The sequence below is a fragment of the Arthrobacter sp. SDTb3-6 genome (assembly GCF_013376095.1).
GTDB lineage: Bacteria > Actinomycetota > Actinomycetes > Actinomycetales > Micrococcaceae > Specibacter.
Genome location: NZ_JAAMFN010000031.1, coordinates 1 through 14,490 on the forward strand (window position 1 = coordinate 1; position 14,490 = coordinate 14,490).

The 14,490-nt window shown below is 61.3% G+C and carries 14 protein-coding genes; 6 read left to right on the top strand and 8 right to left on the bottom strand.

Translation table 11 applies throughout. The features are described from left to right. The first annotated feature begins 129 nt into the window (after positions 1–129). From G6035_RS14435 to G6035_RS14445, 3 genes are all read left to right on the top strand, one after another. On the top strand, positions 130–816 hold the full coding sequence (locus G6035_RS14435) for an RraA family protein (protein ID WP_176617802.1): 687 nt from the start codon (positions 130–132) through the stop codon (positions 814–816). 80 nt (positions 817–896) lie between these two features. Further along, positions 897–2,258: an MFS transporter gene (locus G6035_RS14440; RefSeq protein ID WP_218063243.1), complete on the top strand. Its 1,362-nt coding sequence runs from the start codon at positions 897–899 to the stop codon at positions 2,256–2,258. Further along, positions 2,255–2,893 (top strand): 4-carboxy-4-hydroxy-2-oxoadipate aldolase/oxaloacetate decarboxylase, encoded by a 639-nt coding sequence (locus G6035_RS14445; RefSeq protein WP_176617803.1) that lies wholly within the window; start codon positions 2,255–2,257, stop codon positions 2,891–2,893. The genes G6035_RS14440 and G6035_RS14445 overlap by 4 nt, the downstream gene beginning before the upstream one ends. 573 nt (positions 2,894–3,466) lie before the next feature. Here the strand turns inward: G6035_RS14445 and G6035_RS14450 are convergent. The 6 genes from G6035_RS14450 to G6035_RS14475 all read right to left on the bottom strand — a co-directional run bounded on the left by G6035_RS14450 (position 3,467) and on the right by G6035_RS14475 (position 9,194). Further along, complete coding sequence (locus G6035_RS14450; protein WP_176617804.1) at positions 3,467–5,089, bottom strand: amino acid permease; 1,623 nt, start codon at positions 5,087–5,089, stop codon at positions 3,467–3,469. 52 nt (positions 5,090–5,141) lie between these two features. Then, the gene (locus G6035_RS14455) at positions 5,142–5,975 is read right to left on the bottom strand and encodes an alpha/beta fold hydrolase (protein ID WP_218063244.1); all 834 of its coding nucleotides are present in this window, start codon (positions 5,973–5,975) and stop codon (positions 5,142–5,144) included. Between the two features lie 130 nt (positions 5,976–6,105). After that, positions 6,106–7,263, bottom strand: coding sequence for a pyridoxal phosphate-dependent aminotransferase (locus G6035_RS14460; RefSeq protein WP_176617806.1), 1,158 nt, complete (start codon positions 7,261–7,263; stop codon positions 6,106–6,108). Positions 7,264–7,276: 13 nt separating this feature from the next. Then, entirely contained in the window at positions 7,277–7,867 is a 591-nt protein-coding gene (locus G6035_RS14465) for an RraA family protein (protein WP_176617807.1), read from the bottom strand. Further along, on the bottom strand, positions 7,864–8,529 hold the full coding sequence (locus G6035_RS14470; protein WP_176617808.1) for an RraA family protein: 666 nt from the start codon (positions 8,527–8,529) through the stop codon (positions 7,864–7,866). Before G6035_RS14470 ends, G6035_RS14465 begins: the two co-directional genes overlap by 4 nt. Continuing rightward, positions 8,529–9,194: an RraA family protein gene (locus G6035_RS14475; RefSeq protein ID WP_176617809.1), complete on the bottom strand. Its 666-nt coding sequence runs from the start codon at positions 9,192–9,194 to the stop codon at positions 8,529–8,531. Before G6035_RS14475 ends, G6035_RS14470 begins: the two co-directional genes overlap by 1 nt. 79 nt (positions 9,195–9,273) lie before the next feature. Here G6035_RS14475 and G6035_RS14480 point away from each other — a divergent pair, with 79 nt between their 5' ends. Continuing rightward, complete coding sequence (locus G6035_RS14480) at positions 9,274–10,170, top strand: LysR family transcriptional regulator (RefSeq protein ID WP_176617810.1); 897 nt, start codon at positions 9,274–9,276, stop codon at positions 10,168–10,170. A gap of 182 nt (positions 10,171–10,352) precedes the next feature. Here the strand turns inward: G6035_RS14480 and G6035_RS14485 are convergent, their stop codons facing one another. Beyond that, on the bottom strand, positions 10,353–11,180 hold the full coding sequence (locus G6035_RS14485) for a carbon-nitrogen hydrolase family protein (protein ID WP_176617811.1): 828 nt from the start codon (positions 11,178–11,180) through the stop codon (positions 10,353–10,355). A 42-nt stretch (positions 11,181–11,222) separates the two neighbouring features. Here G6035_RS14485 and G6035_RS14490 point away from each other — a divergent pair, with 42 nt between their 5' ends. Further along, the gene (locus G6035_RS14490; protein WP_176617812.1) at positions 11,223–11,861 is read left to right on the top strand and encodes a GntR family transcriptional regulator; all 639 of its coding nucleotides are present in this window, start codon (positions 11,223–11,225) and stop codon (positions 11,859–11,861) included. Here the strand turns inward: G6035_RS14490 and G6035_RS14495 are convergent. After that, positions 11,851–13,200: an MFS transporter gene (locus G6035_RS14495; RefSeq protein WP_176617813.1), complete on the bottom strand. Its 1,350-nt coding sequence runs from the start codon at positions 13,198–13,200 to the stop codon at positions 11,851–11,853. The genes G6035_RS14490 and G6035_RS14495 overlap by 11 nt on opposite strands. A 137-nt stretch (positions 13,201–13,337) precedes the next feature. On the opposite strand from G6035_RS14495, the gene G6035_RS14500 reads away from it, so the two are divergent. Continuing rightward, on the top strand, positions 13,338–14,021 hold the full coding sequence (locus G6035_RS14500; protein ID WP_256128007.1) for a DUF2848 domain-containing protein: 684 nt from the start codon (positions 13,338–13,340) through the stop codon (positions 14,019–14,021). Positions 14,022–14,490: the final 469 nt, after the last annotated feature.

Sequence of the window (14,490 nt, forward strand, 5' to 3'; positions counted from 1 at the left end):
ACCGGGGATCTCATAAGTTTTTGCTTATGAAAACAGTGAAAACGGATCTTGGACGCGCGCCCGTCACGGAGTTCACGATGTTCCTATGACAAAGCCCGGGATGGCCCCGGTCACATAGGAACGGAAATAATGCACGAACTCCAGCAAGAACGCACCGACCAGGAACTTTTCGACGAGTACGGAAAATTAAGCACCGCCGCCGTGTCGGACGCCCTCGATGCCCTGCGTCTTCCCGGCAGCGCGGCGGGCCTCGGTGCTGTCGTCGACTGCCGCCGCCTGATCGGCCGGGCATTTACGGTCCGCTACGTACCCGCAGCACTCGAGCCGGGAAGTGTCGGTGACTACATTGACGAGGTGCCGGCAGGGGCCGTTGTCGTCATCGACAACGCCGCACGCACCGATTGCACGGTATGGGGAGGCATCCTGACCGAAGTCGCATCCCGCCGGGCCCTGGCCGGAACTGTCATCAACGGCGTGTGCCGTGACGTCGCTACCAGCCGAGAGCTTGACTACCCGCTCTTTACGCGAGGACGGTTTATGCGCACCGGCAAGGACCGGGTGGAAGTGCCGGAAACGGGTGGTCCCGTCTCGCTGGGGGACGTGCGCGTCCTGCCGGGAGACCTGCTGATCGGCGACGACGACGGCGTGGTGGTGGTCCCGCGTTCCCGAGAAGCCGAGGTTCTCGAGGTCGCCCAGCGTTTGCAGGCCGCCGAGGACCGGATCGTCGACGCCGTGCGTGGCGGCGCATCGCTGGAAGAAGCGCGCCGCGCCAACGGCTACCACCAGCTGCAGCGCGCGGGCTACCTGACCAACTGAGCCATTCGACTTCTGTCCCACCGATTCCTGGCAGAGCCGCTCGGGAACGGACGCTGAACTACCGATTCAAGGAGGAATCCGTGCAGCACACAATTCTTGAGAGAACTACGATCAAGCACCTGACCTTGCGCCTGGTCCCCTTTCTCTTTTTGCTCCTATTAGTCAATTACCTCGACCGGGTCAACATCGGTTTCGCCGCGTTGCACATGAACGCCGATCTCGGACTGAGCGCAACAGCCTTCGGCTTCGGCGCAAGCGTCTTCTTCATCGGCTACGCCCTGTTTGAAGTCCCCAGCAACATCATCTTGCAACGTGTCGGCGCACGCATCTGGCTGGCCCGGATCATGATCAGTTGGGGCATTATCTCCGGCGCGATGGCATTTGTGCAGAGTGAGCAGTGGTTCATCATCCTACGATTCCTGCTCGGCGTGGCCGAGGGCGGATTCATGCCCGGCATCATCTTCTACCTCTCCGCCTGGTTTCCCCTCGCGCACCGTTCACGGGCCAACTCCGGCGTCGTGGCCGCCACGGCCGTGGCCTCAGTCGTCGGTGCCCCGTTGTCAGGGTTCCTCCTCACCTCGCCGCCGCAGCTCTTCGGGCTCGTCGGTTGGCAATGGATGTTCCTGCTTGAGGCGGCACCCGCGGTCGTCCTCGGGATTGTGCTCCTTTTCGTTCTCCCGGAATCGCCTGCACGGGCCCGATGGCTTGCCTCTGACCAGCGCGAATGGCTGGTCTCGACGCTAAAGGCCGAAGATGACGCCAATCCTGCAGACGACCACCTTTCGCTCTGGAAGGTCGCCCGCCTGCCGCGGGTGTGGGTGCTCGCGGCACTTTTTACCTGCCTCCTCACGGCCCTCTACGGTGTTTTGCTCTGGCTGCCCCAGATCGTTCACTCGCTGGGCAAGCTCACTGACCTTCAAATCGGTTTCCTTTCCGCGATCCCGTTCCTGTGCGGCGCTGCGGCCATGTTGTTGATTGCCCGGCACTCCGACCGGACGGGGGAACGCCTCAGGCATCTTGCCGTTCCCCTGGCTGTGGGCGGAGCCAGCCTGCTGGCCAGCGCCTACAGCCCCAACCCGGTCGTGGCCTTCATTTTCCTGACCATTGCAGCCGGCGGCATTTGGGGCGGGCTCGGCGTCTTCTGGACCCTGGCGGGAGAATTCCTGGCCGGTGCTGCGCGGGCAAAGGCCATCGCCCTCATCAACACCTTGGCCCAAATGGGCGGGCTCATTGGCCCTTGGATGACCGGGGCTCTCAAGGATGCCACGGGGGGATTCGCCGTCCCCCTGACATTACTTGCCGTTGCCTCGTTCCTCGCCGCCGCGATCGCACTGCTGATGAACCGACTTCCGAAGACTTCATTGCGCCCCCCCATGGTGCCCGCGAAGGCATACTCCCCGACCACTAATTCCGCCTCTTCCCAGAAGGAGCCCACGGCATGAGCATCATCACCACCACCACCACCGGCATCAACATCTTTGACCGACTCGCCGAGTTTGGCGCCGCCACGGTCTACGAGGCAAACGGCCAGCGCGACGCCGTTGACCCGGCCATCAAGCCGTTGGACCCCCGCTCGCGCATTGCCGGTCGCGCCGTGACCGTGGAACTGGAGCCTGGCGACAACTGGTTCATTCATCTCGCACTCCTCGAAGCCGGCGAAGGCGACATTCTCGTCGTCGACGCAAAGGGCTACACGGAGGCCGGGCCTTGGGGCGACGTGCTGACCCTGGCCGCCCAGGAACGCGGACTCGCAGGGCTGGTCATAGACGGCGCCGTCCGTGACAGCCAGGACATCATCACTGCCGGATTTCCTGTTTTCACCCGGGGCGTCTGCATACGCAAGACCACCAAGGTCCAACAGGGGCGGATCAACATCCCGGTTACTGTCGGCGGCGTCCTGATCAACCCCGGCGACGTATTGGTCGGCGACGCCGATGGACTGGTCCGAATCCATGTAGAAGACCTGGCCACTGCCCTTGCCTCTTCGGAGGCACGGCTGGCCAAGGAGGACGCAATGCGCGATGCCATCCGTGCCGGTGGGACGACCCTGGATCTGTTGGGACTGCCCCGCCCCTGAGCCGATAAGGTTCATTGTCGGGACACGGGTAATCCCAGGATTCCGGCGGTGACATCATCTCGGGAGCCATATGGACAGCACTATGCCGATGCCGGCATGGTGCTGTCCAGTGGACTGACGTGGATCCCGGCAACATAATGATTGCGTGGTTGAGATGGCGGCTGGCCATTCTATCCGTCGTGATGCGGAGGTGTTGGTGCAAACGGGACGACTACTGAACAAGGTCCGGACGACGTCTGAGTGCTGGTGAGTCAACACCCGATCGAAGGAGCGCGGCGCCATGCGGTTGAAATCGCCGCACGAGAGGCCGGATGTGGTTTCCGGCTCTGGCGAATCAGGACCGCCCGCTCCAGCAACGGCGAGGACCAACACGGGCACCATGTCGGGTGATCGATGGCGACACATCGGCCGATTTCTCATCGAGTGGCAAGACCTGTCGAGTGGCCAAGATGTGTGCTGCGGCCGATACCTCGGTGGACATTGGCGAATCACGAGGAAGCGGCGGGCCAGCGTGTGGTTCCTTGGGCCCCAGCACGGTATTCCTGTGGCTTGTCCTGCGATGAGCAGAGGGCATCACCGGTGGTTTCGCGGTCCAAGCTCGTGCGGCTCAGTGGGGTCCCAAGCTATTTCCATTGTTCCGCGATTCGCTTCGGCACTATCGATTCCGGGTCGGCGAGCGATAACGGGAAACGCGCCCGTATGGCCCTCTCGTTTTAAGGCCGCGGCGTGGATGTTGTCTCGGGCTGCATACCATCCGCCGATCAGCAGGGGAATGAGGATCGTCAGGGAGCCGAGGACCCACCGTCCGGTTTCGGAGAACCCCATGGAGATGAGGACGAAGACCAGGAAGGCCAAGGTCAGATAGGCGGTAAAGGGGGCCCCGAAAAGCCTGAAAGCGGGACGGGCGAGCTGGCCTGCTCGCGCCATTCGGTGCAGTTTCATCTGGCACAAGACGATGGTCGCCCAGCACCCGATGATGCCAAGGGCAGAAACTTCAAGGACAATCTCAAATGCCTGTGAAGGTACGAGCGCGTTCAGCCCAACGCCGAGCAAGGCGATGATGGCGGTGAAAAGAATGCCGCCATAGGGCACGCCGCTGTGGCTCATTTTGGCGGCGAACGCGGGCGCCGAGCGGTTTATGGCTAGTGAGCGCAGAATTCTTCCGGTTGAATACAATCCGGCGTTGAGGCTGGAGAGGGCTGCTGTCAGGACGACGAAGTTCATTATTGAAGCTGCCATGATCCCGGCGTGGGGATTCTCCAGGTGCGAGAAGAACGTCACAAAAGGTGATTCGCCTTCTTTATAGGCAGTGAATGGCAGCAGCAGCGAGAGCAGTAAGACGGACCCAACGTAGAAAACGGCAATGCGCAATACGACTGTGTTGATGGCTTTAGGCATTATCTTTTCTGGGTTCTCGGTTTCACCCGCAGCCGTTCCGACCAGCTCAATGCCCGCGTACGCGAAGATGACGCCGCTAATGGCCAACAACGGGGCTATGCCGCCTGAGGGTAGGAAGCCGCCGTGGTCGGCGAGCACGTTGAACCCAGTCTGGCCCAAATCCGTGCTTGCACGCGTGAGCAGAAATGCGATGCCGATGATGAGGAACGCGACTAGGGCAAGGATTTTGATCAGCGCAAACCAAAATTCCATCTCACCAAAAAGCTTGACGGAAACTAGATTCAGGGAAAGCACCACGATGAGCGCTGCAAGGGCAACGGCCCATTGGGGCACTGCTTGAAGGGACGGCCAGTACGGGGCCCAAAACTTGACATAGAGCGCTGCCGCGGTGACGTCCACTATCGAGGTCATGGCCCAGTTGAGGAAATATAGCCAACCAGTCGCGTAGGCCATCTTCTCGCCATAAAATTCCCGTGCATAGGAGACGAAGGAGCCGGAGGATGGGCGGTGGAGTACGAGCTCGCCCAGGGCGCGAAGGATGAGGAATCCGAAGAACCCGCACACTGCGTAGACCAGAACCAGCGCTGGTCCGCTGCTATTCAGGCGGGCTCCGGCACCCATGAACAATCCGGTGCCTATGGCCCCGCCGATGGCGATCATCTGTATTTGGCGCGGCTTGAGCGTCTTGTGGTATCCCTTGTCCTCGCTGGCGAAGTCGCGTACTGCCGATGCTGCGTCACCGGTGAGTTCGCGTTCGTTTTCCAATTCGTCGGCGCGGTCACGCTGGGGTCTTTGCATAGAGGTTCTCCGAAAGGTTGGGCCTGCACTTCTTTGTGGGCTGGTGTGTGGCTTATGGTGTGGCTGGCAGCGGTGGCCAAGGTGCGGCTGCCGTGGTTGCTTGGCGGTGGAACGCTGCGATTCGGGTCCACATCTCCGGGGCGTTGGAATACATCGGGAAATGGCCGCTGCGTGGAATTTCCGCCAGCTGCACTCCGCGGGCAGCAAGGTGGGGAAGGTAGGTCAGCGAGCTGTTTTGCTCGCCATACATGAACATGCGGGGGAGTGGCAGCGCCAGAAACTTCGCCATCAGCGCGGCATTGTCAGAGAGTTCGACCATTGACTCGAAGATGCCCCTGACTGCTGCGGCGCGGACCTTGTACCGGACACTGGTGGCGTACAACGGACTTGAAAAGTGAGGGGAGGCCCAATTGCGCGTGATGAAGTCCTCGAGGAATACATCTGGATCTTCGTGGGGGTGGCGGAAGATTTGCCGGCTGAGGAAGCAGTCCTCAGGGGCAAGGTTTCCTTCGATGTCGGTGAAGCTGGCGACGCGGCCGGGTTCCTGATCGGCGAGAATGAGGGCGGTCAGACCGCCCATGGAGTGGCCTACCAGGTGAAGCCGTTCGATGCCTTGGTGTGACAGGACAGCCGTGGCGGTTTTGACTAGGAACGGGATAGAAATCTTTGTCAGCTCGCTACACCAGGACTCGCCGCAGCCGGGTGCGTCGTAGGCGAAGAAGGGCCGGCCAGTGAACTCCGGGTTCTGGGTGATGTCGGCATAGTCTTCCTTGGTCGAGCCGAATCCGTGGAGGAAGACGATGGGAACTCCCTCCCCATTGCGGCTGATGCAGGACAGGCGTACGTCGGTTCCGTTGACGCTGAGGGGGATCTCGTGCCTGGTCATGGTGTCTTCAGGTTGCAATGTGTGCCTTTCGCCGTACCGTCAGGCCGTGACGGTTGGTGTGGAGGATGACGCCCATCTTGTGGGCGTTCGTTCGGAGGGCCTGTTCTGTTTGGTGCCGGTGTCTGGCCGTTTAGGGAAAGCATCGGACTGTGGCGACGAAGCGGCGGAGTCCTTCTTCGAGGCCCGAGACATCAGTGGCGAAGGATATCCGGATGTGTCCCTCGCCGGAGGGCCCAAATTCGCTGCCGGACCTCACGAGGACCCCGGCCCGGACAAAACGGGCTGCCATTTCGTCCGAGGAGAGTTGAGAGGTGATGCGCGGGAAGGCGTAGAACGCGCCTTGCGGGGTAAACATGGAAATTTCGGGCAGGCCACCCAGGCGTTCCACAACGAGGTCGCGCCTTTTCCGGTATGACCGGGCTGCAGCCTGGAGCTGGGTTTGGGTTGTTTGCAGGGCGGTGAATCCCGCGTCCTGGACGAAGGTATTCAGTGGGCCGTTGATGGTTCGGTGGATGAGATTGATCTTCTCAGCCAAAGGCCCATCGGCGACCACGTAGCCTAGCCGCCACCCCGTCATCGCGTAGCTTTTGGATAACGTATTACAGTAGATGACCTGCGACGAAACACCGGCCAAATCCAATGCGGAGACGAACTCGAGCCCGTCGAAGATGATGTCCCCATAGGCTTCGTCGGAAAGCAGCAGCAGATCGGGGTTGGCTGCCAGGATGGTACCGACTCGGTGGATGTCGGCTGCCGGGTAGACGCGGCCGGTGGGGTTGCCGGGGTTGCAGAGCATGATCATGCGTGCTGATGGCGCTTCTTTGCGGACGGCGTCAAGGTCCAGAGAGCCGTCCGGATTGTTGGCCATCCACACCACTTCCGCTCCAACCAGGGCGGCCTGGTCCGCGTAGAGCGAATAGGTGGGTTCGGGGATCAGGACGCGGTCACCCGGCCTAATGAGGGCCAGCATCGAGGCTGCGAGTCCTGCGCTGCCGCCATGGGTCAGGACGACTTCGCATGGCGCGGTGGGCCGGGCGTGTTCGGTGGAAATCTTACGGGCGATGGCCTCCCGCAGTTCAGGCACGCCGGTCATGGGGGAGTATCGGGTTCGTCCAGCCGTTAGGGACTGGATGGCGGCGTCGACTATTGCGCTGGGGGTGCCGGCGTCGGGCTCTCCCATGGCGAGGGAGATGGCGCCCGGAGCCGTGGTGCCCAGGCTCGCGGGGCGGCGGCTGGACGCCGCGATGCGCTCGGCGGCCCCCGGTAGCCGGGTGGTTGTGTTTTTCAAGGTCTTCTTCCGGTCAGAGTGAGTAGATTTCCAAGGTGGATTTGCCGTTACTGATTTCGCCCAGGATGCGCTGCTCGTCGGCCACTCGTTGGTCCGCCCTGTCCAGGACTGCTTTGGCGGCGGCATGGGGCAGGACGACGACGCCGTCGGAGTCTCCGACCACGAGATCGCCTGTACGGACGGTTACCCCGCCTACGCGTACTGGGGAGGTGAAGTCGCCGGGGTAGTCCTTGGCGGTTCCGACGACGGAGACGCTGCGGGAGAAGACGGGAAAGTCCATCCGGCTCATTTCGTCGACGTCCCGGACGCCGCCGTCGATGACGAGGCCGGCGATGCCGTGGTGTTGTGCGGCGGCGGCAAGGATTTCACCCCAGTGGCCGTGTTCGGCACCCTGCATGTCGGCCACGAGCACGCTTCCCACCGGTGCCTGCAGGACCGCGTGGTGGAGGGCCAGGTTGTCGCCACCGACGCCGCGGACGGTGAAGGCCGGGCCGGCGACCTTGGCCCCGGGCCATGCGGGCCGCAGCCCGGGATCGCAGGCGCAGGGCAATTTGGATGCTTCATAGAGCGTGGCTGAGGAGTGTCCCCGGGCTGCGTTGTTCACTTGTTCCTCCACTGAAGGTCGTGGTAGCCGAGGTCCCGGCGGGCCTGGACGAGGCTGGTGCCAGCCTTGACGGAGGCTACGATCCTGGCTTCGGTGTCTTCGATCCCTTCGGCAATGTCGGCGATCTTCCCTGCGTAGGCCTGGGGCACGGCCAGGGCGCCGTCGGCGTCAGCGCAGATGATGTCCGAGGGGGCGATGCGCACACCGTTGATGGCCAATTCGGTCTGGACTGCGATGAGCTGGACGCGGTCCTTGCCGGTGCGCATGAACTGCCCGCGGCTGAAGAGCGGGTAGTTCTGCTCAAGCGAGGTGGAAATGTCGCGGCAGACGCCGTTGATGACGGTTCCGCCGATGCCGCGCCCGGCAGCAATCTCGGTCATGATGCCGCCCCAGACCGTCACGTCGGTTCGCCCTTCGTTGTCGATGACAATCACGGCACCGGCCGGGACGTCGTCGAGGAAATCGCCGACGCTGCCACGTGTTTCGCCGGCCGGTGCGTACTGCACGGTGAAGGCGGGTCCGGTAGTTCGGAAGCCGTAGGTCAAGGGTGAAAGCCCGTGCAGGGTGCCGTGGAGGCCGAGGGAGTCCATCGCGTCGGAGATGGAAGCCGTGGGCAGGGCTGAAAGGCGTTTGGCGGGGCTTGTATCGGTGGTGGTGTTCATCAGTGTTCCTCCGTGGTTCCAGCCAGGCGCGCGTCGCGCATGGCTTCGTGAAGTGCGACGCCGGCCTTCAGCTCGGCGGCGATGGCCCGTTCCCGACGGGCCACGCCTTGGGCCCGTTCCAAGACGGTGTCTACGTGGTTCCTTGGCACAACCACGACGCCGGTCTCGTCCGCCAGGACCAGGTCGCCCGGGGTGACGGTCACCGCGCCGAGCTGAACTGGTTCGCCGGTTGAACGCTGCTGCAGCCGGCCGCGGGCCGTGGCGGGGATCTGCCCCTTGGCGAAGACGGGAAAGTTGATTTCGCGTGCTTCGTGCACGTCCCGGCAGGCGCCGTCGGCCACAACGCCGCGAACGCCGTTCAGCGAGGCACCAAGACTGAGCAACCCGCCCCAACAGGAGACATCGGTGCGGCCGTCGTTGGCTACGACGATGACGTTTGTGCCATTGGCCGCGTCGACGGCGCTCGCTGCGATGTGTGCCCCGGACGGACCGGGGGAGTAAGGCTCGAGTTGGACGGTTACGGCGAATCCGACGATTTTGGGGGTTCCCCAGACCGGGACGAAGCCTGCCTGTCCCGGGGGGAGCCCGAGCGCGTCGAGGGCGTCTGACACTGCCGCCGAGTCCAGGGTTGCGTAATGCTCCAGGAGTGTTGTTTGCGAAGTCATACTTCCAGTACACAGCCCCTAACCGATATAGTGAAGGTCTAGTTCCCTATAGTTGGAAGAGGAAAGGCGACTCAATCGAATGGTCGAAGTGCGGCAAGCACGGTATTTCATTTCCGTAGCCGAGGAATTGCATTTTGGGCGGGCGGCGGAACGGCTTAACATGTCCCAGCCTCCGCTGAGCCAGGCAATCCTCCAGCTCGAGAGGCAACTGGGAACCAGCCTGCTGACGCGTTCGAGCCGGTCCGTGTTGTTGACGGACGCGGGGAAATTGTTCCTTAATGAATGCCGGCTGCTGGTGCAGGCTTCGGAACGTGCCTCGGAAGTTGCAGCACGCGCCACGTCTGGCATGGCGGGAACGCTGCGGATAGGCTCTGTCACCTCCGCGTTCGACAGGATGCTCCCGGAGGTTCTGGAACGCTTCCGGGGCGAGTGGCCGGACGTTGAACTCGAGGTCTCGGAAATCGACACACACCACGGCCGAGACCGGCTACTGCGGAGAGAGCTGGATGTCGCAATTATTCGCCAGTCCGGATCCGCTAGAGGATTGAAGTCGTTACCTTGGCGCCGGGACCGATTCGTCCTGGCGCTCCCCGCCTCACATGCGTTGGCGCGCGGGGGAGGGCCTGTTGACCTGGTCAGGTTTAAGGATGAAAGTTGGGTGTGGCTGCCTCGAGCGATTTCTCCCGATTACCACGACGAGATGGTCGCGGCTTGTCGGCAGGCGGGCTTCAGCCCCCTGGCCCAGCACTTTGCAAACTCAATCCATTCACAATTGGCCATGGTGAGCTGCGGGTTGGGAGTTACCCTGGCGCCCAACTCGTCCATCGAATCCGCCCATGGCGGCTTCGTTGGACGGGAACTCTCTGCCCGTGTGGACCTCGTGGAGCTGTCCCTCGTCAGCCGGGAGGGCGGGCCGGAACCCATCGCGGAGCATTTTATCGACTGCGCACAGCAAGCCGCCGGTGCCCGTAAGTGATCCTGGGTCGTCTGCGGCTAAATCGTACGGGCGCTACCGGTTAGAGAGTTCGAGGCCAAGGCGCCGAAGAATTCCAGCATGAAAGGCCATCGCCACTCCCAACTGCCGGGCCGAGTCCTGTTTGAAAGTCCTGGCGCCGGTCCGGCATGCCGGGGTGGCAGGCGGACCGGCACCCAATCAAGCTAGACGGGCACGACGATGCCAAGCTTTCGCGTGGCCAGGACTGGGACGATCTGTCGGGCCTGTTCGACGGTCTCGGTATCGACCGTTACAACGAAGGCGCCGACTTTGTCGTCAAGCTCTTCGATGATTTGCCCTAGGGGATTGATGGCCATGCTGTGCCCGATGCCGAAACGCGGACCCGCGGGTTCGTCGATTCCGACCGTTGACGCGTCGGCTTGGTCGCAGCTGACAATCCAGGTGGTTGAGTCCAGCGCGCGGGCGCGGGAAAGCAGAGTCCACGCGTCGAGCTTTCCTTCTCCGGCACCCCAATGGGTCGGTACAAGGACTGCCGTCGCCCCGAGGTCCGCGTAGGCGCGGAAGAGTTCCGGAAAACGGATGTCGTAACAGGTTGCGACTCCGAATTTCATGCCGTCCACCTCGAAGGTAAAAGGAACATTGCCGGCCTGGACAGCGGCGGATTCGGAGAAGCCGTAGGCCTCGTAGAGGTGGATCTTGTTGTAACCACTGTGCAGTCCGGGGCCGGTGACCAGAATGGTGTTCATGACACGGCCATTATCGGCAGGCTGGAACATGCCGACCAGGACATAAACATCGAGTTCGTTGGCAAGTTTCCTTATGGCCGTCGCCCAGGGGCCGTCGAGCGATTCTGCGTGGGGTGTCGAGTCGACGCCAAATCGCACGTGGGTGGCTTCGGGAAGCACGACAATCCTTGCCCCGGTCGCTGCACCGGACCTGATGGCTTCCAATGCAATGGTCAGGTTGACCTGTGGATCGCCCGTGCTGGCAATTTGCTGGACGGAGATGCTGACTTTCGTATTGATCGACATGTGATAGCCAAACTTTCTGTATGCGTTTCGTATACTTATGGAATGAGGAAGAACCCTAAATCTAATCGGGCGCGTGCCTATGAGTTCATCTGCGAAAATATCCTTCCGGTCCCTTCCTTCCACGGCCAGTTCCTGGCCGAGGAGGACGTCGCCGAGATGATCGAGGGAATCTCGCGGACTCCGGTTCGGGAAGCCTTCCTGTTGCTAGGTGCTGAGGGATTGATCCAACTGGTACCTCGCCATGGTGCTTTTGTCCCTCCCATTACGCGGCAGGAAGTCCATGAAGTCTTGGAGTTTCGCCGGCTAATGGAAATTCAGGCCATGCATTTCGTCATGTCCGAGGACAGGGCCCCGACAGTGGAGATGCGAAGCATCCTGGATCGCCAGATTGCAAGTGCGTCGGAAGGTCTTGAACGGGACTTCATCGAGTTGGACACCGAATTCCATCTGGCCTTGGTCAGCTCCCAAAACAACTCCTTGATTACAAAGGCATATTCCGATCTCAAAGCCCGCAATGTTCGTATCGGTATGAGTGCCCTCGGGGCAACCCATGTGCGACAGGATGGTGTCCTGTCCGAGCACGAGGCCATCGTTCATGCAATGCAATCGGGTGACGTTGCCCTCGCAACTCAGGCTCTTATGGATCACTTAACTTCCACGGAGGCGGTGCTTATGAAATAGCGGCGGTCGGTCCTGACGCCATTGCGTGTGATCCGAAGTCATCGGTGATTTGTTCATCGGGGTCAGGGTTGCGGGCCATCCAGACGCCAATGACAGTGATGACCGAGACAATGATGATGTAGATCGCCATGGGGACCCAGCTGCCGTATGTGCCCAGCAAGAACGTGAACAGCAATGGGGCGATGGCTCCACCGAAGACACCGCCCAGCGTGTAGGCCAGGGAACTGCCCGCATACCGCAAGCGCGGGCTGAACTGTTCCGTAACAAGGGCCGCCTGCGGCCCATACATCAGCGAGTTGCAAAGCAAGCCTGCGATCACTGCGGCGACCACGCCCGTGAATCCGATTCCCATCAAGGGGAAGAAAATGAAGGGCCATGCGATGGAAAGCGCGGCACCGATGCCGACCACGACGCGACGATTCATGCGGTCCGAAAGGTATCCGGCGAGCGGGACCATGAACGTCTGCAAGGCGGAACCAATAACGACGGCCAAAAGAGCCTGGCCGGAATTAAGCCCGTGTTCCCGAGTCGCATAGACAAGCACAAAGACGGTCGAGAGCGCGTACATGACGTCTGGGGCGATGCGAGACATCGTGGCAGCGCATAGGCCTCTGAGTTCTTTCGTAAAAACGTCCTTCAGTGGGGAGCGGGCGACAAGTCCCTGTGCCTTGATCTCTTCAAAGACCGGCGTTTCCTCAATCTTGACGCGGATGACAAGCCCAACTCCGACCAGAATGGCCGAGAGCAGAAACGCCAAGCGCCAGCCCCAGGCCAGGAAGCTGTCGTGGCTCATGCTCACGGTGAGAAGTGCTAACACGCCGTTGGCCATCAGGTTACCCAGTGGTGGACCGATCTGGGCCGCGGATCCGAAGAATCCTTTCCGCTTTGGGTCACCGTGTTCGGCTGAAATAAGAACCGCGCCCGCCCACTCGCCGCCAACACCGACGCCCTGGCACAGCCGGAGAAAGACTAAAAGCAGGGGTGCCATTAAGCCGATGGAGGCATAGGGCGGAATGAGCCCGACGCCGAAGGTGGCTACACCAATCAGGATCAGCGTCCAAACTAGGACCTTCTTGCGACCTACAAGGTCGCCGAGCCGGCCAAAAAAGAAGCCGCCGAGTGGCCGGGCAACGTACCCGACAGCGTATGTGCCGAACGCCGCCAACGTTCCCGCTAGCGGATCTGCAGAATGAAAAAAGACATGTCCAAACACCAGGGCGGAGGCGGCCGAATAGACCGCGAAGTCGTACCATTCAAGACTTGTTCCGGTCAAAGCGACGATGAATGCGCGTGCCCCCTGCTTCTTTCGCGGAGGCGCTGCGGTGCGGTCTGTATCCATGAAGTAACTCCTTTGTCGGCTTCCAATGATTTTACGAACAGCCCATGGATGCTTATGTATGGTCTGTGTATACTCAGGCTATGCCGTGATCGTAATCACGGCAAGACCAACCCAAAAAAATGTCGAAGGAGACAATCATGACGCTGCGTTTTTCACTTCCCGAGGCTGAAGTCGTCGAGGTTGAAGTCAAGAACCTCTTGAACGGCGGCTATGCCGGCCGCCATCAGGACCATGTCAGGGCCCACATTGAAGAGCTCGCCGCGCTTGGTGTCCCTGGGCCGACTGTCGTGCCCACCATGTATCCGGTGGCCAGCTATCTTGCCCAGCAGGCCACAACAGTCCCAGTGCAGCATGGACGAACCAGCGGCGAGGTTGAATGGGCCATCATTGTCGATGACCGGAACGACCTCCTTTTGACGTTGGCCTGCGACCACACTGACCGGGAGTTGGAGGTTCACGGAATTGCCTGGTCCAAGAACGCGTCGCCCGATGTCCTCGCATCCGAGGCGTGGCGACTCTCGGAAGTCGAAGACCACATCGACCAGCTCACCCTGACCGCGTGGGTGACAAACGACGGCCGCGAAGAAGAAATCCAGACGGCTAGCCTCGCCGACCTGCTCCCGCCATCGCATTGGGTCGTAGTCCTCAAGGAACGGAACCTGCTGCAGCCCGGCACGGTCTTGCTTTCGGGCACTGTCAACATGCGGGAGGGCGTCAATCAATTTGCTAACGCCTGGCGTGCCGAACTGCGTGATCCGGTGTTGGAGCGCTCAATTGCGCTGGCCTATGACGTTGTGCCCATGGCGGAACCAATCGGCTAACACGTGAGCGCGCAGCCACGTGGCGGAAGGAAGACGCTTATTGATCCGGTTGCAGTCCTTCTGCCATGCGGCGCGTATCTGGATTGTTGGCTTCAACCTTTACCTGTTCACCAGCCAGTTTGGAGGAGATAGTGAGCGCATTTCCGTTCACCGGCTTTGCTGGTTACAGTAATCGGCGGCAGTTACTCGCCGGGCAGTTGGAATACTGAGACGAAAGCGCCGGTCCTGTTTGCTTGGTGCTGGGGCTCATGCGCCACCCCACGTTTACCCCACGGAAACGATCGAAAATGACCACATATGAGCATCTGCGGCTGGTGTGAAAGTGCCCCAAAATCCGCGGAATCTCAAGGATTTAACAACCAACCGCGACTGCTCAAAACTGTCCTCCTCTGAGAGGAGGTCAGGAGTTCGAATCTCCTTAGCTCCACCCCGAAAGCCCTCTGACCTGCGGAAACGTTGGGTCGGAGGG